This window comes from Pigmentiphaga litoralis (assembly GCF_048632615.1).
Classification (GTDB): Bacteria; Pseudomonadota; Gammaproteobacteria; order Burkholderiales; family Burkholderiaceae_B; genus Pigmentiphaga; species Pigmentiphaga litoralis_B.
In genome coordinates this window covers 1,367,762-1,390,298 of the sequence record NZ_CP184479.1, presented here as the reverse complement: position 1 = coordinate 1,390,298, position 22,537 = coordinate 1,367,762, and the positions used below count along the sequence as shown (strand labels likewise).

Genomic DNA, 22,537 nt, shown 5'->3' with positions numbered 1-22,537 from the left:
CGCGGCCACCAGATCGCCACGCGGCCCGACCGGGCGCCAAGGCGGCGGATGTGGAATCCACCGAGGAGACACCCATGCTTTTGCTACGCAAGGCGCTGGCCGCGCTCGTCCTGTTGCCCGCCGCCGTGATGGCCCAGGACTTTCCGAACAAGCCGATCCGGCTGATCGTGCCCTTCGCGGTCGGGGGCGCAGCCGATACGGTTGGCCGGTCTCTGGGCCAGCAATTGTCGGCCGCCACCGGGCAACCGGTGATCGTCGACAACCGCATCGGCGCCAACAGCATGATCGGTTCCGAAATGGTCGCCCGATCGCAGCCCGATGGCTACACCTTGCTGGTGCAGCTCGGCCCGCCGCATAACACGCTGCCCTTCTTTGCCAAGGCGATTACCTACGATCCCATCAAGGACTTCACCCCCATCGCGGTCGTGGGCACCGCGCCCCAGGCGCTGGTCGTCAATGCCGCGTTGCCGGTCGATGACGTCAAGGGCTTGATCGAGTACGCCCGCAGCCACCCCGGCAAGCTGTCGTATGGCACCGCGGGCGTCGGCACATCGCAACATCTGGGCGGCGAACTGTTGAAGGCCGTCACCCGGATCGATATGGTCCACGTCCCTTACAAGGGCGGGTCACTGGCGCTGACCGACGTGGTCGGCGGACAGGTGCCGGTCGGCATTCTGGTGCTGTCCAACGTCATGCCTTTCGTCAAGTCGGGCAAGCTCAAACTGCTGGCCGTGCTGGAGAACCAGCGCGCCGCCGCCGCGCCGTCGACACCCACCATGGCCGAAGCCGGCGTGACCGGCTACGCCATGCCGGATACCTGGGTGGGCGTGCTCGGCCCGGCGGGCATGCCGGCGCCGGTCGTGGAAACGATCCGTGCCGCCATCGGCAAGTCGCTGGAATCCGCCGACATGCGGTCGCGGCTGGATGCGGCCGGGTTCAACGTAGCCAAGAGCGCGTCGCCTTCGGAATTCCTGTCGCTGTTGAACAGCAGCGTGTCGGTATATCGCGGCATCACGAGCCAGGCCGGGATTTCGCCGGAGTAGGCGGGGTTGTTGCCACGGCTGGGCGATAGCCGTCGTTACGGCTGGGCGATGGCCGTCGCCACGGCTGGGCGATAGCCGTCGCCATCTCAGGCGGCGGTCACCGCTACCGTGGTTGACGGTGATTACCCACGTGCGCAGCGGTCCGCGCCATGGTCGGGCCGAGCATGACTTCTCCGGCGTGCGGCCTGTCGTATCACGCCGCGCGTTCGGCCTGCTGGCTTCTTGCCGGCGTATCCCAGGGCGTAGGCGACGGGACCGCACACGGCGCCGGGGCGGCAATGCTCTTGAAGTCAGCCGGCCCGACGATTTCCAGGTATTCCATGTCGGGCGAATAATCGAACAGGTAATGCACGATGCCCGGACGCTGATGCACGCAATCACCGGCTTCAACCAGCGTTTCCTTGTCCTCGTACATAAATTTCGCCCATCCCTTCAGCATGATCACGATCTGGAAATCCGCCTCATGCCGGTGCCACCCCGTGCCTTTCTCCGGTGCGGAATGCGCCCTCACCAGGTGCGCGATGACCTTCCCACGCGTTGCTGCCGCGATCCCCAGATCGCGATATTGAAAGAAGTCCCGCAGGCCTTCGCCGCGGTAGGGCGTATCGCCCGGCTTCACATGGGAAAAATCGGTCGTAGTGTCTTGCATGGCTGCCTCCGGGGTTGCACCGCCTCGATTTCAAAACTAAAACCGTCAGTTGATTGTGCGCCGCAGCGTAGGTATCAGGAACTAGGGGAAGCCCGTTCAAGGTAGTCCCTATGGGATTTTTTCGTGCCTGAGGGTTTGCCAGCTAAGGAAATGTACATAGATTTTGCTGCATTGCACATGGCGGCGTGCGGTTGCATATCGCGGCATGGAGGCAGGTGCGGCGATCGGCATGGGCACGCCTGCTGGCAGGGGTACTGGCATCGTCGTTGGCGCTGGCATCGCGCGGGCATTGGCGCTGACTCGCCAAACGCGCCAACAAAAAACGCCAGCCATTCGTGGGTGAATGACTGGCGTCTCGGCCAACCGAGCACGGTTGCCGTCCACGGGGGCGAACGGCGGTGCTGGCGCTTTGGCGGTGCTGGCGCTCTAGTTCTTCGTGGCGTACAGGAAGATTTCGATGCGGCGGTTCGCAGCGCGGCCTTCTGCCGTGGCGTTGTCCGCCACCGGATCGTTCGACGCACGGCCTTCCGAGCTCAGGCGCGCATTGGCCACGCCCTTGCCGGCCAGATAGCTGGTCACCGCCGTTGCGCGGTTCTGCGACAGCGTCTGGTTATAGGCCATCTGTCCGGTGTTGTCGGTGTGGCCGATCGCGCGAGCGCGCAGCTCCGGGCTTTGCTGCATCGTGCGGGCCACGCTGTCCAGCACAGGCAGCAAGGCAGGCTTCAAGGCGAAGCTGCTGGTGTCGAACGACACGCCGCTGGGGATGTTCACCTTCAGCGTGCCGTCGGGCTGCTCGGCCACGTCGATGCCCAGGTCCTTGGCGCCGGATTGCTCCACGTCCTGCTTGACCTTGCTCCAGTTGTAGCCAACCAGACCGCCGGCCACGGCGCCAACGCCTGCGCCAATAGCCGCGCCCTTGCCGCCGCCGAACAGCGCGCCAAGTCCCGCGCCGGCAGCAGCGCCGCCGCCCGCGCCAATGGCGGCATTGTTTTGCTGCTGGTTCGCGCAACCTGCGGTGAACGCAGTTATGGCGGCAACCAGAACGAGCTTGCTAACAGTAGATGTCTTCATGGGTGGCGCTCCTGTTGTGAGTCTTTGCGTCGGGTACTGACGGCAAATGTTACAGGCGTGCTCAGCCAGAAGCGGCAACACATCGTTTGAAGATGTGAGAATTAATGGGCGCCTGTGGTCTGCGCCAGCACGAAATTACGGATACGTTGCAAGGCCAGGCGCGAATTATCGGTATCCGGGGTGGACGTCACGAACATGTGCACATCATCGAACTTGTGCACGGCAATCTCGCCCCCTGCCTTGCGATACGCATCGGCAAACAAATCGGCCCGTGCATGCTCGACATTCTGGTCACCGGTCCCTTGAATGATCATTGCCGGGGGCAAGTGCGCATGCTCGCCGCGTTCCAGAATCAGCTGCGGGTTGGCGCGAGTCATGGCGTCTTCGTCCGGCCAGAAGTCATGATGTGCCCAGATCAATTGCGTCAGATTCTTTTCCTGCGCCATCCGGTAGCGGGCAAGCGGATCCAGGATGCCCCAGCACACCACCGCATAGTTGACCCTGGCGTCGGCCCCTGCGTCCGGCATGGCGTGGTCCGCATGGTCCGGCACCAGGGTGTTGAGCATCAGTAGATGGCCGCCACTGGAGGTGCCCAGCCCGCCTACCCAATCGGCGCGCGTACCTAGTTCGGCGGCATGTGCCTTGACCCAGCGGATGCCCTGGTTCACGTCACGGACCGCGCCAGGATATTGCGTCGTGGGCGCCAGCCGGAAATCCAGGGCAAAGGTGGCAATGCCGTGCTCGGCCAGATAGTGGTGCATGACCTGGTTGTTGAGCCGGTCACCCTTGTTCCAGGCGCCACCGTGAATGTCGACGAGCAGGGGCACCGGCCCGCTCGCGGCGGGGCGGTACAGGCGCCCCGACAGGGCAGGTTCATGGGACGTCGTGAAGATGATGTCCTGGACGGTGACGGCGGTCATGCGGATCCTTTACGAGCAAGTGGAGACATCGGCATATGCAAGTGCCATGCCGTGTGAGGCAGCCGTCGGAATGCGGAAGGGTTGGGCGCGGCGCCGGAGGTGTGGACTTGGTGGCGCACCGGACGGACGCCTTGCGCAGCGACGGCCTACGGCGATACGTGGCAGGTGCTTCGGATATGTGTCGGCTGCTTCGTATACTGTCGTGTGTGTCCCGGCGTGTCTAGCCCGGGCCTGGACACTTCTGGCCAGGTGCCCACCCGCGCGCCGGCTTACCTTCCATCTCTTGTCGAGGCCACGCAGTATGTCCGTCACGTTCTCCGATATCGAATCCGCCGCGCAGGTCCTGAGTGGCCACGCCCACCGGACTCCGGTCCTGACCTCCGGCACGGTGAATGCCCTGACAGGTGCGTCGGTGTTCTTCAAATGCGAGAACTATCAGCGGATGGGTGCGTTCAAGTTCCGCGGCGCCTTCAATGCGCTGTCGCGGCTCGACGATGACGCCAAGCGGCGCGGTGTCGTGGCCTTTTCATCGGGCAACCACGCCCAGGCCGTTGCGCTTGCCGGCAAGCTGCTGGGCATTCCGGCGACCATCGTCATGCCGACCGACGCGCCGCAGGTCAAGCTGCAAGCCACGCAGGGCTATGGCGCGCGCGTCGTTACCTACAACCGCGCCACCGACAGCCGCGAAGCCGTGGCGGCGGAAGTGGCCAGCAAGGACGGCCTCGTCACCATCCCGCCCTTCGACCATCCGCACATCATTGCCGGTCAGGGCACGGCCGCGCTTGAACTGCTGCAGGACGTCGGCCCGCTGGACTACCTGCTCGTGCCATGTGGCGGCGGCGGGCTGCTATCCGGATCGGCCATCGCCGCCAAGGCCATGTCGCCTGGCATCAAGGTGATCGGCGTCGAGCCGGCTGCGGGGGATGACGTCACGCGGGGCTTCAAGCTCAAGACCCTGCAGACCTGCAAGAATCCCGACACCATCGCCGATGGCGCTCGTACCGAGAGTGCGGGCGCCATCACTTTCCCGCTGATCCTGTCGGAGGTCGACGACGTCATGGCGGTGCCCGACGACGAACTGATCCACTGGACCCTGTTCCTGATGGAACGCATGAAGATGGTGATCGAACCGACGGGCGCCCTGGGCGCCACGGCGTTGCTGTCCGGCAAGCTGGCCGCGCAAGGCAAGCGCGTCGGCGTCATTGTGTCCGGCGGCAACGTCGATCTGTTTTCACTCACCGGCTACTTGAATCGCGGCCGTGACGCGATCGGCCTGTAAGGCCTCGCGCGCAGGCGCGATCGCCACGACTTCCGCCGGCGCAGCCGTCGGCACGTGCACTGGCAGGGGCGCGGCATCGACGCGCTTGAACGTGACCAGCAGCATGAACGCCACCGCCAGCGCATAGTCGCGGCGCGGCGTTTCATACGTCCGATTGTTGAACCGGCGGAACAGCCAGATCACCACGACCACCAGCGCCGCGAACATCGCGGACGCCAGGAACGCGCCCAGGAACTGCAACAGCATGGGCACGCGCGCCGAAAAATCCCCTTCGGGCAGCGAACCCCGAAACGCGTTCGAGGCGATGAACATCAGAAGGAGCGCCACACCCAGGGCGCCCCACGTCAGATCTTTGTTGGAAAACAGCTTCACGGCGGCTCGTTCATCGAGTGGGTGGACAGTGCCGGAAGTGTAAACGACCGCGTGTGAACAGGCCTTGCGCCCCAGGACATTCCTGTCCAACGGACCATTCCGTCCGTCGCGGGTAGCGCCAATTGTGAGCGTCGCCGCCGCTGCGCACACTGCATTCCTCCAGGCCATCCGCGGCATCTCGCCAGCGGGGCCCGAACCGGAGGAAGCACCATGTCGACCAGATACATTGCGGCACAACCGCGGGCCATGCGCGGCCAGGGCATGACGGAGTACATCATTATCGTCGCGCTCATTTCCGTCGCGGCGATCGCCGTGTATCAACTGTTTGGGCAGGTCGTGCGTTCGCAGACCGCGGCCATGGTGCGCGAGATTGCGGGCGAGGACGGCTCGACCGAATCGAAGGCAGCGCAGACCGCGGCGGCAACGGCGAAGGCTCAGGCGGCTGCACGGTCGCTCAAGTCATTTACCGGCAATGCTTCGCTGGCCGGTTCCAGCTCGAAGTAGGCCACGATCGTGACCGCGTCGTTTGCCCGAAACGCGTTGTGGGTCCGGCCGCCCCGGTTCAACCGGCACCTGCCGTCGCACCGGCGACCATGGCCCGGCTGCGATTGCCAGCAACGCTTGATGCTGTCGACGGAGCCAATGCGGGCGCCCACGCTGGTGCTGCCGCCCATGACGTCAGCGCCAGTGCCAGTGTCGGCGCCAGTGTCGGTGCCGGTGCCAGCGCCATTGCCAGTGTCGGCGCCAGTGCCAGTGCCAGCGTGCCTGAGAGCGCAAGTGCCAGTGCGAGCCCTTCCTGCGATGCAAGGCCTTCCTAGGATGCAAGGCCTTCCTGGGGTGCAAGGCCTCCCTGCGATGCAGGCCCTTCCTGCGATGCATGGCCAGGCACTCGTGCTCGCCTTGTTTCTGCTGGCGGCTGGCGCGGCGGGCCTGATCCAGTTGTTCAACAGCGGTCAGGCTATTCAGGACAAGACACGGCTCACGCATGCGGTCGACGCCGCGGCCTACAGCGGCGCGCTGGTGCAGGCCAGGGCGCTCAACTTCCTTGGCTACACGAACCGGGCGCTGGTTGCGCACCAGGTGGCCATGGCGCATCTCGTCACGCTTGCCGCGTGGGCGCAGTTCGGCGATGCGCAGGGCCGGCGTGTGACTCGCAGCAATCCGCCTGCCAGTCTGATCGCCGGGTTCTTCGGTCCACGGCAGGCCGCTGCCTACCTGAGTGCTCGAGGGCTGGGCGGGCGCATCGGTGCGCAGGCGCGATGGGGCAGCGGTGGTCTTGCACTGGCATATGCGGAACACGACCGGGTGGTGCACGACGTGCTGGTGCGCGCGCAGGTGGCCGTGCAACAGTCGCTTGCGCAGACACGGCAGGAGGCCATGCGCGCCGTCGTGGCGGCGAATGATCACGGAACGCCCGCGGTGCTGGACCCTGCCTTGTTGTCCGACACCTTGCCGGGCTATGTGCTGCGCTATGGCGGGCAGGCGCGCGAGCGTCTCAAGGCGCTGGTCGAGGCCAGCGTCGAACCCTATGGGTTCCTTGCGCCGCGCAATGACGTCGATCGCAGTCTGCTCGGTTTTGACAAACGATGCCCCTTGGCCCGCCATGAACTCCGGCGGCGCGGGTCGACCGTATTGCGTGGCCTGGAAACATGGCGCGCCATCGACACGCATTCCTACCACGCATTGCGCTCGAACAAATGGATCGGCTGCTACTACCGCGAGTACCCCATGGGCTACGGCATGGTCAAGGCCGGCGGGTCGCCTGCGGATGATGACATCGAGTACGTGGACCAGCCGCCCGAAACCTTCAGCGAGGAAGCCTTCTGGCGATGGGTACAGCGCATTCGCACCTGGGACCTGCTGAACGTGATGACGAATCCGTACGCCAGTTCGTTGGCGGTATCGGGCCAAGCGTCCTGGCCGGGGCGGGGGCTGCCTTCCTTCCCTGAGATCGCTGGCGCGGGACAGTCGGGCGATGCGCCGACCCTGCGGTTCGCGGTGCGGGTGTATCGGCCGGTTGCTTCAACAGGGACGTCGACCGTACCGTCAGCACGAAGCGCTGGTGCAGGTGAGGGCGGTTCGACGCTGTCCGGAGCGGGCGCCATGCGCATGGCGTCTCCTGCGGCAGGCGGCGTCGTGGCAGCCATTGCCGCGGCCGAAACGTTCTATGAGCGGCCTGCACCACGGGCAGACGGCCGTCATGAAATGGCAAGTCTTTTCCAGCCCTATTGGCATGCGCGGCTCACGCCCATCCGTGACGACGAACGTGCGCGTGCGCGCGGTCTGCAAGGGGGACGGTAATGGCCTGCATGAGTAATGAGTCGAAGCACCGGGTCGACGCCCGCGCCGTGGCGCCCCAGGCCGGACAAGCGATGGCCGAAGCCGTCGTCGGCGTAGTGGTCCTGGGCGTCCTGTGGCATGTCGCTGCAGCGACCGACAGGGTGCAGGACCTGGCGCTGCGTGCATCGATGGCGGGTCGCTACGCGGCAATGCAGTTGACGCGCGATGCGGCCCCGGCTGGCAATGACCTGACGCGGGATGTGCGCGACCGCTTCTTCATGGGCCCACGACATCGTTGGCAGACCCGGCAGGGCGACGCCATGCTGGGCGATGCGTCATCGATCCGAGTCAAAGTAGACGAGCGTTCTGCTCATGACGGCATGCAGGTCGGGCAGCAGGACATGCAGGCTGCGACGCTAAGGCAGGAGGTGCTGCGGCGTGACCATGGCATTGCCGTGGCGACGGTGGGTGTGCTGCCTGTGTTGCGCCGGTCGCGCGGGAAGGATGGGGACGCGTTGGGGTTGACTGCATGGGAATCAATGTCCGTGCGCCTGAACCGGCACACCGCCATCCTGACCGATGGCGGACACGCCGCAAGCGACCAAAAGGTGACCGAACGCCTTCAAGGCGCGCCAATGACCTGGGCGGCATCGGCGGGGCAGTCGACGCGGGTGGGCCGTGACGTCACGCAACAACTGGCTGGCATCGATCGTGCGTGGGGGCGGCCGCTGCCGCGCTTCGATTGGTTGACGCCGTGGGAGACGCTGGTGCCCGCGGATCGGCTTGGAAAGCAGGAGGGCGCATTATGGGTCCGATGACAGCCGGTTTGGCCAGGCAGGGCGTCCGCGTGATGGGTCGAGGATCGTGGACGCGTTCGCCGACTTCGAGAACTCACGGTCGCTCTCGCACGTGGGCATGTGTTGTTGTCGGAGCATGCTGCTGCGGCGTTATTGCGGGCGCTGCAAGGGCCAACGACGAGCGCACCGCTGGAGCGCCGTCCGCCATCGCCTCCGCGGCGCGGTCCGACCTCGCCTCCGCGGCGCGGTCCGACCTCGCCTCCGCAACGCCGTCCGACATCGCCTCCGAGGCGCCGTCCAACATGGCCTCTGCAGCGCCGTTCAACATCGCCTTCGCAGCGCCGTTCAGTACCCCATCTGCAGCACCGTCGATTCGTATCGTTGCAGAGGCTTCTGGGTCCATTTCGGCGGCGCGCGTTACAGGCACCTTGCCATTCTCCTTCCCGGTCGGGGACGACGTGTCCGCACCCACCCGCTTCTGGCGCGATGGCCGCCTGCTGGTCACACGCACTTTCCGGTCTGCCAGTGCGTTGCCCGTCGTCGCGGCAAGACTGTCCGCACAGGCGCGCGCAACGCCCACAGTCATGACCGTGCCTGACGGCCTGCTGATGTCCGGCATGCACAACCGCATGTGGTGGTCGGTGCATCTTCAGGATGCAAACGGGGCCGGCGCCTATCGCACGCAAGGCACGATGGTGGGCAGCCTGATGCTTCTGGACGCGGACGGCGTCACCCCGTTGCGCCTGCGTCGCCCGCATTGCCAGCATGGATGCCGCGCGGCGGCATGCGCGTGCTGGACACACGCGCCGTGCACGGTGACCGTTGCCATATCCATCAGGTGCTGACCTCCACCGCAACCGCCGCATCGACCCTGGGCGACTTCGACATCGCGTTGGACCGCGAGGGCTGGGTGCGTCAGCCCGGTTCGACTTCCTCGCCCCTGCGGCATTGGCAACGCGCGGGCATGCGTCTGGAATTGATCGTTGTTCCCAGGGAGGGTGGGAGCGGGGCAGTGCTGCATCTCATTGCGCCTTTGCCGCGTGCGTCCCTGGCCGGGGCAGTCTTCGCGCCGCCTCAAGCTTTGACCGCACTGGAGCCACCATGCAAAGACCTTTGACATTACGGCCTGGCGACCGGCCCGGCCTTCATGCATCACGCAGCCACGGCCAGTCCGCCGTCGAATATCTGGTGATCGTCAGTGTGCTGCTGGGCGGCATCTGGGGCGCGGGCCTGTTTGGCGAGCAGGGCGGTCTGCTTGCCTTGCTGCTGGACGCCCTACGAGGCTTCCATCACCGGTTCACCACCACCTTGTCCTTACCTTTGTGAGCCCTGGCATGGCGCGTTTTCGTATCGAGAAGAAGTGGGGCATGCTCGCCGTCGCGTTGACGGCAGGAGCGATCGCGGCGTGGCTGAGCCAGCGGTATGTGCAGGCGCGGATCGATCAGGTCGAAGCCGGGGCGCGCAAGCCACAGGTCGCGGTGCTGGTCGCCGCGGAAGATCTGCCCGCCGGGATGCGTCTGACGCATGCAAGTATTGCGGTGCGAGACATGCCGGGCGAGTGGACGTCGGACAGCGCCCTCACGCCCGAGCATGCGGAGGCTGTCCTGTCGGCATCCTTGTCCCACCCGGTCCGGCGGGGCGAGCCGATTTTGCGGGCGCATCTTGAGGCCGCGCGGGCACGCAGCCTGGCGGACAAGCTGGTCGCCGGACGTCGTGCGGTCACCTTGCCCGTCGATGACATGTCGTCCGTATCCGGCTTGTTGCAGCCCGGTGATCTGATCGATCTGTATGTGTCGTTCGACCATCGCGGCAAGCCGGTCACGGTGCCCTTGCTGCAAGGCATGAAAGTGCTGGCGACGGGGCGGCAGGTCGAAGCCGATGCCGCCGGCGCCGCCCCGGCGCCGGCCTACGACACCGGGCGGTCTTTCTCGACGGTTACGCTGGATGCGTCTCCCGAAGAGGCCGTCAAACTCATTGCGGCGCGCCAGAACGGTACGGTCACGGCCATGTTGCGCGGTGCCACGGAAAACAAGCCAGCGTCGTCTGCCTACCTGGGGGACCTCGGAAAGTTGCTCGGGTTGCAAGAGCCCTCGCCCGACCGTGCCCCACCGAAACGCGGCCAAGTGCCGATCATCTACGGGGACCGCACGCCGCGCACCATCCCCAGGTTGGGCGAAGCCTGGGCGGACGCGATGCCTGGCGCGATAGAAGGCGGTCCAGGCGCGGACGCGCCTATCGGGCCGCCAACGGGTGCGGCGTTTTTACCTGTCATGCCGTGGGCTGCCGCAAGTGGCAGCGAGGCTGCACCGGCAACCGGCCCGCTCAACAGCATGCCCGGCTTGGGACCCGAAGCTGTCTTGCGTGCACCGGCGCCGGACACATCGATGCCTGGCGTGGCGCCCGAGGTGGCCCCGCGTGATCAGCAGACGATCAGCCAGGTGCTGCGCCCTTCCGGCAGCCGCGGGGTGACGCCGTGATCACGCTTCTTGCACCATGCATGCGTCTGCTGCAAGCCGCCATGCTGGCGCTGCTTCCAGCCATTCCGACCGCAGACACGCTGGCATCAACGCCCATGCCGCCTGCGCAGGCCTTGCAGGTCGATTCCGAAGACATGGAACTCTTCGTCGGCGAAACCTTGGTCCTGCCGACACCTGGCGTGGCCCGCATCGCCGTCGGCAATGGCCGCGTCATCCATGCCGCGACCGGCGACGACAAGGAAGTGATCCTGTTCGGCAACGCGCCCGGTGAATCGTCGCTTGTCGTGTGGAATGCCGACGGCGTTGCCCGGCGGCTGCGCATCTCGGTCGTCGCCACACAGGCACGGCGGGTGCAGCAGGAACTTGCCGCGTTTCTCGCGCGGATTCCGAATGCTCGCAGCATGGTGGTGGGCGACAAGGTCATCATCGAAGGGGACGACCTGTCCGATGCGGACCAGGCCAAGATCGCCGTGTTGGCCAAACGCTATCCGCAGATCGTCGACTTTACCGAGCAGGTGGGCTGGGAACGCATGATCATGATGGACGTGAAAGTGGTCGAGTTGCCACGGTCCACCATGGAAGAACTCGGCGTGCGCTGGGACGCCGCAACCACGGGCGGACTGACCGCCGGGGTGGCATGGGATGCCGCCGTGGGCAGCCGCTTTCGCGCGGCGGCCGATGCGGCCTCGGCGGGTGAATCGATCCGGCCGGGAGGCAATGCGATCGCGCTGCCGTTCCCGACCAGCGCGCCCGCAGGGTATCTGGGCGCCAACGCGCTGTTGTCGTCGCGGCTCAATGCCATGGCCAGGAAAGGCGATGCCCTGATTCTGGCCGAGCCGCAGCTGTCTGCACGCAGCGGATCCACCGCGCGGTTTCTGGCGGGTGGCGAAGTCCCATACTCGACCACCGACCGTAATGGCGCCACCAACACGGCTTTCAAACCGTATGGCGTGACACTGCAGATCACGCCACGCGTGGATCGTACCGGCACCGTGCGGTCCGTCATCGACGTCGAGGTCAGCACGGTCGACCCGTCCGTCACGGGCACGGGCGGTCCGGCGCTCAAGGTGCGCCGCACGTCTACCGAATTCAATGTGCGCCCCAATGAAACGCTCGTCCTCAGTGGCTTCCTGTCATTGGAACAGGCCGAAGAGGTCAGCAGCGTGCCGGGACTCTCGCGCCTGCCGCTGCTCGGCGCCTTGTTCCGGTCCACGCGCACGCAGCGCGCCGACACCGAGCTGGTCATCTTCGTCACGCCCCGTGTGGTCACGGCAGCCAACCCAGACCTGCGCGAGCGTGTCCGCCGCGCGGATGCTCTGGTCGACGCGGCCATGCCCGCGCGGCGCTTGCTCATTCCTGTCCATCCGGACGTCTTTTTTACGGAGCCCCAATAATGTTGCAGATCGAGATCCTGGACGAAGACAACCAGCCGCGCCGCCTTGAGGTGGCCGCGCCCGCGCTGGTGGGGCGCAGCGATGCATGCGCCGTGCGGCTGCGCAATTGGCGGGTTGCACGGGTTCATGCCCGGTTGGTGCATCATCCTGATGGCGTCTTCGTTGAAGACCTTGGCTCGTTCGGCGGCACCACGGTCAATGGCAAGCGTATCGTCCAGTTCGGACCCTTGGTCGATACCGATGAAGTGTTCATTGGAGCGGCAATGCTGAAGGTCTTGGGTGTCGTGCCGATTGCGGGCGCTATCGCGGCCGAGCCGCCCCGGAATGCCTATGCGCCGGCGGCGCCTGCCCGTGCTGAACCGGCGGTGCGTCCCCATCCGTCGGAGAGCGAATGGCGCCGTCGCCTGCACAGCGGGTTGCTCGAGGCATTGGATCTGCGCCGCCGCGACATGGCCGGCATGAGCGACGCCATGCTTCGTACTGAAGCCGACAACGTATTGAGCACGCTCATCGCAGAGTCCGATATCCCCCGCACGCTCGACCGCGATCAGTTGCGCCGACAGGTCGTGGACGAAGCGCTGGGCCTGGGCCCGCTCGAAAGCCTCCTGGCCGATGCAACCGTCTCGGAAATCATGGTCAATCGTCATGACGAAATCTGGGTGGAGCAAAGCGGCCAGTTGCGCCGCCACGCCAGCGGTTTCAGCAGCGACCAGTCAGTGCTGGGCGTGATCGAGCGTATCGTCGCGCCGATCGGGCGGCGCATCGACGAAAGCTCGCCCATGGTCGATGCGCGGCTGCGCGACGGGTCACGCGTCAACGCCATCATTCCGCCGCTGGCGCTCAAAGGACCGTCGTTGACGATCCGCAAGTTTCCAGAGCGTCGGCTGACCCTGCAGGATCTGGTGGCTGGTGAATCGTTGGACCGTTCGATGGCGGCGTTCCTGCAGTCGTGCGTGACCTACCGCAAGAATGTCGTGGTGTCTGGTGGAACCGGGTCTGGCAAGACCACGCTATTGAACATCCTGTCGAACTTCATTCCGGCCGGTGAACGCGTGATCACCATCGAGGATGCTGCCGAACTGCGTCTCGATCACGAACATCTGGTGTCGCTCGAGGCCCGACCCGCCAACCTGGAAGGCCGGGGCGCCGTGGCCATCCGGGACCTGGTGCGCAATGCCCTGCGCATGCGGCCCGACCGCATCGTGATTGGCGAGTGCCGAGGTTCGGAAGCGCTGGACATGCTGCAAGCCATGAACACCGGACATGAGGGATCGTTGACGACACTGCATGCGAATACTCCGCGCGACGCCTTGTCGCGGTTGGAAACCCTGGTGCTGATGGCGGGCATGGATCTGCCGCTAGGCGCAATACGCGAGCAGATCGCGTCCGCCGTCGACATCATCGTGCAGCAGAGCCGCAGTCCAGCGGGCCGGCGGCGGATCACCGCTATTGTCGAGGTCAGTGGCATGGAAAGCGGCAAGATCCAGTTGCAGGAACTGTTCCGTTTCGAGCGCAAAGCCGTGCGCAGCGATGGCACCGAGACAGGCGAATTCGTCGGCTGCGAACTGATGCCCATGTTCTACGACGCGTGGCGCAGTGCCGGCATCACGCTGGATTCCTCGCTGTTCTGCGGCCGGACACCGGTCGGAGAGGGCAGGGACGGGCAAGCGGCGGGGCAGGAGCCAGAGCGCTCGTCCGGCGCAGTGTCGTCACACGTGTCGGTGAACGCGTCGCCTTCGAAAGCCGTTGCGTCACGCGAAGCCTCCGCATGAATGTCGCGTTGATTGCGCTGCTGGTGATGGTGTGTACCGCGATCGCTGCGTGGGGTGTCCAGCTCGCCGTTGCAGACGCGCTCAAACGATATCGCGCGATGTTCACCGAAACCGCCCGCGTCGACATGAGCGACCTCTTCCTCTTTTTCGACACCGAGCGCTTGTGGGGCGTCAACTTGCTGCTGGCCTGCGCGGCGGCGGCGGTCAGCGGCCTGCTCGTCCAGAGCGTGACAGCGGGGCTGGTGGCAGGTGTTGCCTGGCTGTGGGTGCCGAGCCGCGCGGTGCGCTGGCTCAAACGCCGCCGCTTGCAGCGCTTTGACGGCCAACTGCCTGACGCGCTGCTGGCGTTGGCGGGGGCCTTGGGGGCCGGCGCGAGTCTGCAGTCGGGACTGACGCAGGTGGTCGCCGAGGGCCGGTCGCCGCTTGCGCAAGAGTTCGGCCTGATGCTGCGGGAACAGCGCTTTGGCGTGTCGCTCGATGACGCCCTGGCGCATCTGGACGCCCGTGTGCCGACGGAAGCCACCCACCTGGTCGTCGCGGCCATGCGTATCGCGGCCGATACAGGGGGCAACCTGGCCGAGACCTTGGCTCGGATCGCTGGCACCTTGCGCGCGCGCCTGCAGATCGAAGGGCGCATCAAGGTCATGACCGCGCAAGGCCGGCTACAGGCACGGGTGGTCGGCGGGCTGCCGCCGCTGTTGATTGCCGTGCTGTATCAGCTCGAGCCTGACGCCATGCGGCAACTGTGGACCACTGCAACGGGCGGCGCGGTCCTGGCGGTCATCGTGATGCTGGAGCTGGCCGGCCTCTGGTTGATCCGCCGCATCGTGGCCATCGACGTGTAAGCCCAGGCTCCCGGATATGAAAGCCGCTGGAGGGTTCCGTGGAGGGAACATGCTGGCACATCATCGATGCGTGAACAGCAATGCGCGAAGGCAGAGATACGAACGCCGACGCACGGTCGCCGAGACACCAGCACCGAGACAGCAAGACCGAGACACCGCCACCGACACCGACACCGACAACGATACCAACAATCAAGACATCAGCACCGAGACACCAACATCAAGACACCAACATCAAGCCACCAGGACCGACCCATGAACACCGAGACACCTCCCACCCTCGCGGCTTTCGTCGGCCCCGACGTGTTCAATGCCGCAGCATTGGCCGCTGCATTGGCCGCGGGCGTCAGCGTTGCGCTGCTCGTCTGGCTCGCCTACCGATTCGTTGCCGACACCCCGCCCGCAGGCGCGCAGGGCCGCGACCAGCCGCCGCCGGCGTTCCGCGCGATGTGGTGGTTGATCGCCGCGGCCGCGCACTACAGCGCGCCCACGTTGTCGTGGCGGTATCGCCGGACGCTCGACAAGCGGCTCATTGCCGCCGGCCTGGATCAGGCGTTAGCCGCGAAACACATCCTGGCCGCGCAGTGGCTCATTGCGATGGCCGTCGCTGGAGTGATCACGCTGCTGCACATCCTGACGGCGGGTACGCCCGGCGTGACGGGCGCGTTGGTGATTGCGGCAGGCAGCGGTCTGGGATGGATCTGGCCACGGCTGTGGTTGCGGGAGTGCATTGCCCTGAGGCAGCGCGCGCTGCTGCGCGCCTTGCCCTTCATGCTGGACATGACGACTCTGTGCGTAGAAGCCGGACTCAACCTGTCCGGCGCCTTGCAGCAGGCCGTGCGCAAAGGTCCGCCGGGTCCGCTGCGAGACGAGTTGCAGCGGGTGCTGGGCGATATCCGGACGGGCGTGCCGCGCGCCCAGGCCCTGCGGGATCTGGCGACGCGCGTCAACACGTCAGCCGTCACCGCGCTGGTCGGGACCCTGATCCAGGCCGACACGCTCGGCATGAACCTGGCGCAGATCCTGCGCGCGCAAGCGGATCAGCAACGCAGCGACCGCTTCCTGCGCGCCGAACGACTCGCGATGGAAGCGCCGGTCAAGATGCTGTTCCCGCTGATCGCATTCATTTTTCCGTGCACCTTCGTGGTCATCGCGTTTCCAATTGGCATCAGGTTGCTGGAGCTGTCGCAATGAGGAAGGGCAATCCTGCGGAAGGCGCTTCGTCGGAAGCCACCTCGTCGGAAGCCACATCGTCGGAAGGCACATCGTCGGAACGCACATCATCGGAAGCCACATCGTCGAAAGGCCCACAGGCCGAAGAACAGCCTGCGAGCGACTCGCCCAGGCGTCACCCGCCAGCGGCTTTCCCGTCAGACGCGCATGCTTGCGCACCGACGCCACATGCGACGGCGCAGCCTGCGCAGAACACGCGATGGCGGCACGCCCGCACCTTTCGCACGCGCTTGGTCGGCCTTCTCGGGCAACCGCCGCTGGCTGCCGACGAAGCGCTGCGGATCACCCCGTGCGCAGCCGTGCACACCTTCGGCATGCGCCAGGCGATCGACGTCGTATTCGTGGGAAGAGGGGGAGTGGTTCTGGCAGTGGTGCCACGCGTGCCGCCCGGGAGGATCGTCTGGCGGCGCGGAGCAATCGAGGTCGTGGAAACGGCGGCGGGATGCGCGCAACGCTGTGGTCTGGATGTGGGCGCCCGGATATAACCTCATGCAGCAACCATCCACACGGCGACATCCATCGCCACCGCAGCAGCAACCATCGTCGCCGCAAGAGCTCTCACTCTCGCAACGAACCTCAAGCGCGCCAAACGACGCGCTCAAGGTGCGACCACACGAGAACTACGCGCTTGAGGCCACATCCCACCGTCCACCCAGCGCGCTACGCCCACCTCGCGCCGGTATTACTTGCGCGTTTCGTCCAGCACGCGCTGCGCTTCTTCCCGCACACGGGCCGGCGCGGTGCCGCCAACGTGCGAGCGCGACGCAACCGAGCCTTCCAGCGTCAGCACCGCGTGGATGTCCTCGTCGATCGACGGGTGGAACACCCGCAGTTCATCGACCGTCAGGTCGGCCAGGTCGCACTTGCGGTCCACGCACGCACGCACGGCCAGGGCGACGGCTTCATGGGCATCCCGGAAGGGCAGGCCCTTCTTGACCAGGTAGTCGGCCAGATCGGTCGCGGTCGAAAAGCCCTGCAGCGCGGCAGCGCGCATCGCGTCTTTCTGGACCTTGATGCCAGCGGCCATGTCCACGAAGATGCGCAGCGTATCGCGCACGGTGTCAGCCGTGTCGAACAGGCCTTCCTTGTCTTCCTGGTTGTCCTTGTTGTAGGCCAGCGGCTGGCCTTTCATCAGGGTCAGCAGCGCGACCAGATTGCCGTTGACCCGGCCGGTCTTGCCGCGCGCGAGCTCGGGCACATCGGGATTCTTCTTCTGCGGCATGATGGAACTGCCGGTGCAGAAGCGGTCCGCCAGGTCGATGAAGCCGACGCGCGGGCTCATCCACAGCACCAGTTCTTCGGACAGGCGCGAGACGTGGGTCATGATCAGCGCGCCGGCCGCGCAGAATTCGATCGCGAAATCGCGGTCGGACACGGCGTCGAGCGAGTTGCGGGCCACACCGTCGAAGCCCAGGGTGCGGGCCACGCGTTCGCGATCGATCGGGTAGGACGTTCCGGCAAGCGCGGCAGCGCCCAGCGGCAGGCGGTTCACGCGCTTACGGCAGTCGATCAGGCGTTCGGCGTCGCGGCCAAACATTTCGGCGTAGGCCAGCAAGTGGTGGCCGAAGGTCACGGGCTGCGCAACCTGCAGGTGCGTGAAGCCCGGCAGGATGGTGTCGGCGTGTTCCAGCGCGATCGTGGCCAGCGCGAAGCGCAATTGGTGCAGCAGGTCGACGATGGTGTCGATCTCTTCGCGCAGCCAGAGACGGATGTCGGTGGCGACCTGGTCGTTACGCGACCGGCCGGTATGCAGGCGCTTGCCCGCGTCGCCGACCAGTTCGGTCAGGCGGCGTTCGATGTTCAGGTGGACGTCTTCCAGATCGAGCAGCCATTCAAAACGGCCGGCGTCGATTTCCGTCAGGATGGAGGCCATGCCGCCGCGGATGGCGTCCAGGTCTTCCTGGCTGATCAGCTTGACGGCGTGCAGCATCTCGGCGTGGGCCAGCGAGCCCTGGATGTCGACATGCGCAAGGCGTTTGTCGAAGTCCACCGACGCGGTGTACCTTTTGACGAGGTCCGACACGGGTTCGGAGAAACGGGCGGACCAGGCTTCGGCCTTTTTGGCGAACTGGTCTTGGGGGCGGGGGTCGGTGGTTTGGGACATGGGGCAAATTATAAAGCGGGTTATGACACTACCTGAGTCGACATGGCGAGCATCGTCTTCAGCGCGGACGGGCACGGGCGCACCCAGGCTGCTGATCGTGGATCGCGATCCGGCGGCCCGGCGGCGGCTGCGCACGCAGTTGCGCGCGCTGCATCGGCGTTTTCCGGTGCAGATCGTAGCCGAAGCCGACGACGGCGGCAGCGCCCGCAACGTGCTGGATACGTCGGCGGCGCAGACCGCGCCGCAGATCGTGGTGCTCGACGTGGTGCTGCCCGATGGCAGCGGCCTGGCCTTTGCCGAAGAATTCCGCAAGCGGCCCTCGGCGCCCCAGATCATTTTGATCGGCCCGGGCGAGGATGCGCTGAACGACGCCGCGATGCTGGACGTGGCCGCCACGCTGCGCAGGCCGGTGCGCGCCGACCAGCTGGAAGAGGCCTTGCGTACTGCCGCGGGTCGATATGCCGCCAGTCGATGCCGCTTTCTCCCCATCGTTCCGCAGAGCGGCTGCGATGCCGTCGCTATTCCCGACATTCTTTACTTGCGCGCCGAACTCAAATACGTGCGGATTCGTACGCGGGATGCCGAGTATCTGACCGAGCAGCCGCTGACCCGTCTTCTTGACGACCACCCGGACCAGTTTGTCCAGGCGCACCGCGCGGCCCTGGTCGCAAGGCATGCCATCGCCGGCGCGCGGCGGGTGGCCGCGGGCGAGCGCGATCCGGCCGCCGATGCCTACTGGGAACTCGTGCTGCACGGCACGGCCGAACGGATTCCGGTGTCGCGGCGCCGCTGGCGCGAGATCCGGCCCATCGTCGCCGGGCTGTCCCTGGATCTACAATAGGGTTGCCCGGCGCCCCGCACGTCACTCAAGCCCGGTACACCATCCCCCGGAGGACCCTTGGCGGATATCAAGATCGAGGTCGTGGATACCCTGGAAGGGGTGGATCCCGAGGCATGGGACGCCCTGACGCAGGGCAATCCCTTCGTCAGCCACGCTTTCCTGCATGCCTTGCACACCACCCGGTGCGCGGTGCGCAAGACGGGCTGGCAGCCGCAGTATCTGCTGCTGCGCGATGGCCATGGGGACGGCGACGGGCTGGCGGGCGCCATGCCGCTGTATCTGAAGGGCCATTCACGGGGCGAGTACGTGTTCGACCACGCCTGGGCCGAAGCCTTCGAGCGCCACGGCATCGACTATTACCCCAAGCTGCTGTCGGCCGTGCCGTTCACACCGGTACGTGGCCCGCGCCTCATGGCTCGCGACGCCGCCAGCCGTGAAATCCTGGCGCACGGCGCAGTCACCCTGGCTCAAAAATACGGCATCTCGTCGCTTCACGTGCTGTTTCCCAACGCCGACGACGTGGTTGCCTTGCGCGCCGCCGGCTACCTGTTGCGCGAGGGCGTCCAGTTCCACTGGCATAACGCCGGCTACGACAGTTTCGACACCTTTCTGGCCGGGATGAATCACGACAAGCGCAAGAAGATCCGCCAGGATCGCCGGCGCGTGGCGGACGCCGGCGTGACCTTCCGCCACGTGCGCGGCAACGCGATTTCCCAGGCCGACCTGGACTTTTTCTACCGCTGCTATGCCAGCACCTACGAAAACCACTGGTCGTCGCCTTACCTGAATCCCGAGTTCTTCCAGACCCTGCTGGCGCGGATGCCCGATGCCGTGCTGCTGATCCTGGCCGAGCGCGATGGCATGCCGGTGGCGTCGGCGCTGAACATCCTGGGCGACGGCGTCCTGTATGGCCGCTATTGGGGCAGCACCGAATTCGTGTCGGGCCTGCATTTCGAGACCTGTTATCTGCAGGCCATCGAATTCTGCATCCAGCACGGTGTGCAGACTTTTGAGGGCGGCGCGCAGGGCGAACACAAGATGTCGCGCGGCCTGTTGCCCACACCGACGTGGTCCGCGCATTGGATCGCCGACGAGCGGTTTGCCGAGGCGATCGCCGACTTCCTTGAGCGCGAGACCCAGGGCATGGGACGGTATCTGGACGAACTCGAATCCCACACCCCGTTCAAGGCATCGGCCGCCTAGGGCGCGTGCGATAATCGGCGGCGTCAACCACGGTCGGATCTCAGGGCGATGACAGTTAAAGTCGCGATTGCACAAATCAACTGCACCGTCGGCGATTTCGCCGGCAATGTCGCGCGCATCGTCGCGATGGCCGAGCGCGCGCACGCCCGCGGCGCGGACATTCTGCTCACCCCCGAATTGTCCTTGTGCGGCTACCCGCCCGAAGACCTGTTGCTGCGGCCGGACTTCCTGAAGCGCTCGCACGACTTCCTTGGCCAGCTGCGTCAGCAACTGGCCACCCTGACCGGCCTGCACGTGATCGTCGGCCACCCCGAACTGGAAGACGGCAAGATCTACAACTCGGCCAGCGTGCTGATCGACGGCCACTGCATGGGGGCCTACCGCAAGCACGAACTGCCCAACTACAAGGTGTTCGACGAGCGGCGCTACTTCACGCCCGGCGTCCAGCCCTTCGCGTTCGACGTCAAAGGCATCCGTTTCGGCATCAACATCTGCGAAGACACGTGGTTTTCGCGCGCGCCCGAAGCGGCCGCCGACCTGGGCGCCGAAGTGCTGCTGGTGCCCAATGCGTCGCCCTTTCATCTGACCAAGCACATGACCCGCGTCGAAACGATGCGGGAACACGTCTCCGAAACCGGCTTGTCGCTGGTCTATGCCAATCTGGTGGGCGGGCAGGACGAACTGGTGTTCGATGGCGCGTCGTTCGTGCTCGACACCCAGGGCGCCGTGGCGGCGCAGATGGTGGCATTCGAAGAAGTCCTGGAAATCGTCGAGTTCAACGGCGCCGAGCCGGTGCGCCAGCCTTATCCCGAGCCGTTGAGCGAAGAAGCGCTGGTCTACGGCGCGCTGGTGCTGGGCGTGCGGGATTACCTGGGCAAGAATGGCTTTCCGGGTGCGCTGATCGGCCTGTCGGGCGGTATCGATTCGGCGCTGGTGCTGGCCGTGGCGGTCGACGCGCTGGGCGCCGACAAGGTCCGCGCGGTCATGATGCCCTCGCGGTACACGGCCGACATTTCCTGGACCGACGCCCGCGACATGGCCGAGCGCCTGGGCGTGCGCTACGACGAGCACCCCATTTCGCCCATGGTCGACGCCTTCGAAAAGACCTTGGCCGGCGAATTCGAAGGTCGGGCGGTCGACGCCACGGAAGAAAACATTCAGGCACGGGTGCGCGGCACGCTGCTGATGGCGCTGTCCAACAAGTTCGGATCCATCGTGCTCACGACAGGCAACAAGTCTGAACTCGCCACGGGCTACTGCACGTTGTACGGTGACATGGCGGGCGGTTTCGCCGTCATCAAGGACATCGCGAAAACGCTGGTGTACCGGCTGTGCCGCTGGCGTAATACGGTGTCGGACGTGATTCCCGAACGCATCATCACCCGCCCGCCGTCGGCCGAACTGCGCCCGGACCAGACTGACCAGGACAGCCTGCCGCCGTACGACGTGCTGGACGCGATCATGCAGATGTACATGGAAGAGAACCGGTCGGGCGCCGAGATCGTGCAGGCTGGCTACGCCACCGCCGACGTCCAGCGGGTCACGCGCCTTATCCGGATCAACGAATACAAGCGCCGCCAGTCGCCGGTCGGCATCCGTGTCACGCACCGGGCCTTCGGGCGCGACTGGCGCTATCCGATTACCAACCGATTCAACGAAGTGTTTGAGTAACCCAGGGGTTCTGCCATGAAACAAGTCACCGCCATCATCAAGCCGTTCAAACTCGACGAAGTCCGTGAAGCGCTTGCCCAGGTCGGCGTCAATGGCCTGACGGTAACCGAAGTCAAAGGCTTCGGTCGTCAGAAAGGCCACACCGAGCTGTATCGCGGCGCCGAATACGTCGTCGACTTTCTGCCCAAGATCCGCGTCGAGCTCGTCATTGCCGACGAACTGGTCGACCAGGCCGTCGACGCAATCATCCGCATTGCGCGCACCGGCAAGATCGGCGACGGCAAGATCTTCGTCAGCCCGGTCGAGCAGGTCATCCGCATCCGCACGGGTGAAACGGGCGAAGCCGCCGTCTGATCGACATGACCTGTTTTCCTTGATGTGACGTGAGTCGAGGGCCGGCGCGGCCAAGCCGGCACCTCTGTCCCAGCCGGGCGGCTCCGCCCGATCGCGATCCCGGTGATAATTCCGCCTGTCCATCCGACGGCCGGGCTTTTGACGCACAAAAGCCGCCGTCCTCGAGCATGGACGCGACACGCACGCCGTCCCCCTTGCCGGGACGTGCAAGTGCGAGCGGAACAAGGGAGAT

22 protein-coding genes are annotated in these 22,537 nt (G+C 65.7%); 17 read left to right on the top strand and 5 right to left on the bottom strand.

What is annotated here, in order from left to right; genetic code table 11:
- The first annotated feature begins 74 nt into the window (after positions 1-74).
- On the top strand, positions 75-1,043 hold the full coding sequence (locus tag ACNANG_RS06155) for a Bug family tripartite tricarboxylate transporter substrate binding protein (RefSeq protein ID WP_420226438.1): 969 nt from the start codon (positions 75-77) through the stop codon (positions 1,041-1,043).
- 193 nt (positions 1,044-1,236) lie between these two features.
- Here the strand turns inward: ACNANG_RS06155 and ACNANG_RS06150 are convergent, their stop codons facing one another.
- The 3 genes from ACNANG_RS06150 to ACNANG_RS06140 all read right to left on the bottom strand — a co-directional run bounded on the left by ACNANG_RS06150 (position 1,237) and on the right by ACNANG_RS06140 (position 3,683).
- Positions 1,237-1,692, bottom strand: a complete 456-nt coding sequence (locus tag ACNANG_RS06150; RefSeq protein ID WP_420226437.1) for a cupin domain-containing protein — start codon at positions 1,690-1,692, stop codon at positions 1,237-1,239.
- 426 nt (positions 1,693-2,118) lie between these two features.
- The gene (locus tag ACNANG_RS06145) at positions 2,119-2,763 is read right to left on the bottom strand and encodes an OmpA family protein (protein ID WP_420226436.1); all 645 of its coding nucleotides are present in this window, start codon (positions 2,761-2,763) and stop codon (positions 2,119-2,121) included.
- A gap of 101 nt (positions 2,764-2,864) precedes the next feature.
- A complete protein-coding gene (locus ACNANG_RS06140; RefSeq protein ID WP_420226435.1) occupies positions 2,865-3,683 on the bottom strand; it encodes an alpha/beta hydrolase in 819 nt (272 codons plus the stop codon).
- Between the two features lie 301 nt (positions 3,684-3,984).
- Here ACNANG_RS06140 and ACNANG_RS06135 point away from each other — a divergent pair, with 301 nt between their 5' ends.
- Positions 3,985-4,962, top strand: coding sequence for a threo-3-hydroxy-L-aspartate ammonia-lyase (locus ACNANG_RS06135; RefSeq protein ID WP_420226434.1), 978 nt, complete (start codon positions 3,985-3,987; stop codon positions 4,960-4,962).
- Here the strand turns inward: ACNANG_RS06135 and ACNANG_RS06130 are convergent.
- Positions 4,915-5,334: a hypothetical protein gene (locus ACNANG_RS06130; protein ID WP_420226433.1), complete on the bottom strand. Its 420-nt coding sequence runs from the start codon at positions 5,332-5,334 to the stop codon at positions 4,915-4,917. The two genes, ACNANG_RS06135 and ACNANG_RS06130, sit on opposite strands and share 48 nt — an antisense overlap.
- 246 nt (positions 5,335-5,580) lie before the next feature.
- Here ACNANG_RS06130 and ACNANG_RS06125 point away from each other — a divergent pair, with 246 nt between their 5' ends.
- The 11 genes from ACNANG_RS06125 to ACNANG_RS06075 all read left to right on the top strand — a co-directional run bounded on the left by ACNANG_RS06125 (position 5,581) and on the right by ACNANG_RS06075 (position 16,617).
- Entirely contained in the window at positions 5,581-5,838 is a 258-nt protein-coding gene (locus ACNANG_RS06125; RefSeq protein WP_420226432.1) for a Flp family type IVb pilin, read from the top strand.
- Between the two features lie 351 nt (positions 5,839-6,189).
- Positions 6,190-7,635, top strand: a complete 1,446-nt coding sequence (locus tag ACNANG_RS06120; protein ID WP_420226431.1) for a hypothetical protein — start codon at positions 6,190-6,192, stop codon at positions 7,633-7,635.
- Between the two features lie 8 nt (positions 7,636-7,643).
- On the top strand, positions 7,644-8,432 hold the full coding sequence (locus ACNANG_RS06115) for a hypothetical protein (RefSeq protein WP_420226430.1): 789 nt from the start codon (positions 7,644-7,646) through the stop codon (positions 8,430-8,432).
- Between the two features lie 437 nt (positions 8,433-8,869).
- Positions 8,870-9,256 carry a hypothetical protein gene (locus tag ACNANG_RS06110; protein WP_420226429.1) on the top strand — a complete coding sequence of 129 codons (387 nt, stop codon included), beginning with the start codon at positions 8,870-8,872 and terminating at the stop codon, positions 9,254-9,256.
- Positions 9,257-9,512: 256 nt separating this feature from the next.
- Positions 9,513-9,737, top strand: coding sequence for a hypothetical protein (locus ACNANG_RS06105; RefSeq protein WP_420226428.1), 225 nt, complete (start codon positions 9,513-9,515; stop codon positions 9,735-9,737).
- Positions 9,738-9,745: 8 nt separating this feature from the next.
- Positions 9,746-10,888: a Flp pilus assembly protein CpaB gene (gene cpaB / locus ACNANG_RS06100; protein WP_420226427.1), complete on the top strand. Its 1,143-nt coding sequence runs from the start codon at positions 9,746-9,748 to the stop codon at positions 10,886-10,888.
- 20 nt (positions 10,889-10,908) lie between these two features.
- Positions 10,909-12,282: a type II and III secretion system protein family protein gene (locus ACNANG_RS06095; RefSeq protein WP_420226426.1), complete on the top strand. Its 1,374-nt coding sequence runs from the start codon at positions 10,909-10,911 to the stop codon at positions 12,280-12,282.
- Complete coding sequence (locus tag ACNANG_RS06090) at positions 12,282-14,054, top strand: ATPase, T2SS/T4P/T4SS family (protein ID WP_420226425.1); 1,773 nt, start codon at positions 12,282-12,284, stop codon at positions 14,052-14,054. The genes ACNANG_RS06095 and ACNANG_RS06090 overlap by 1 nt, the downstream gene beginning before the upstream one ends.
- Complete coding sequence (locus ACNANG_RS06085; RefSeq protein ID WP_420226424.1) at positions 14,051-14,899, top strand: type II secretion system F family protein; 849 nt, start codon at positions 14,051-14,053, stop codon at positions 14,897-14,899. The genes ACNANG_RS06090 and ACNANG_RS06085 overlap by 4 nt, the downstream gene beginning before the upstream one ends.
- 255 nt (positions 14,900-15,154) lie before the next feature.
- Positions 15,155-16,093, top strand: coding sequence for a type II secretion system F family protein (locus ACNANG_RS06080; RefSeq protein WP_420226423.1), 939 nt, complete (start codon positions 15,155-15,157; stop codon positions 16,091-16,093).
- A gap of 269 nt (positions 16,094-16,362) precedes the next feature.
- Positions 16,363-16,617 carry a DUF192 domain-containing protein gene (locus ACNANG_RS06075; protein WP_420226422.1) on the top strand — a complete coding sequence of 85 codons (255 nt, stop codon included), beginning with the start codon at positions 16,363-16,365 and terminating at the stop codon, positions 16,615-16,617.
- Between the two features lie 197 nt (positions 16,618-16,814).
- On the opposite strand, the gene argH is transcribed toward ACNANG_RS06075, so the two are convergent.
- Positions 16,815-18,236: an argininosuccinate lyase gene (gene argH / locus ACNANG_RS06070; RefSeq protein ID WP_420226421.1), complete on the bottom strand. Its 1,422-nt coding sequence runs from the start codon at positions 18,234-18,236 to the stop codon at positions 16,815-16,817.
- Between the two features lie 97 nt (positions 18,237-18,333).
- Here argH and ACNANG_RS06065 point away from each other — a divergent pair, with 97 nt between their 5' ends.
- Genes ACNANG_RS06065 through ACNANG_RS06050 form a run of 4 tightly spaced genes read left to right on the top strand, consistent with a single transcriptional unit; the run spans position 18,334 to position 22,305 of the window.
- On the top strand, positions 18,334-19,077 hold the full coding sequence (locus tag ACNANG_RS06065) for a LytR/AlgR family response regulator transcription factor (RefSeq protein ID WP_420226420.1): 744 nt from the start codon (positions 18,334-18,336) through the stop codon (positions 19,075-19,077).
- A 57-nt stretch (positions 19,078-19,134) separates the two neighbouring features.
- Entirely contained in the window at positions 19,135-20,280 is a 1,146-nt protein-coding gene (locus ACNANG_RS06060) for a GNAT family N-acetyltransferase (protein ID WP_420226419.1), read from the top strand.
- 48 nt (positions 20,281-20,328) lie between these two features.
- Positions 20,329-21,951, top strand: coding sequence for an NAD+ synthase (locus ACNANG_RS06055; protein WP_420226418.1), 1,623 nt, complete (start codon positions 20,329-20,331; stop codon positions 21,949-21,951).
- Positions 21,952-21,966: 15 nt separating this feature from the next.
- Positions 21,967-22,305: a P-II family nitrogen regulator gene (locus tag ACNANG_RS06050; RefSeq protein WP_179589587.1), complete on the top strand. Its 339-nt coding sequence runs from the start codon at positions 21,967-21,969 to the stop codon at positions 22,303-22,305.
- Positions 22,306-22,537: the final 232 nt, after the last annotated feature.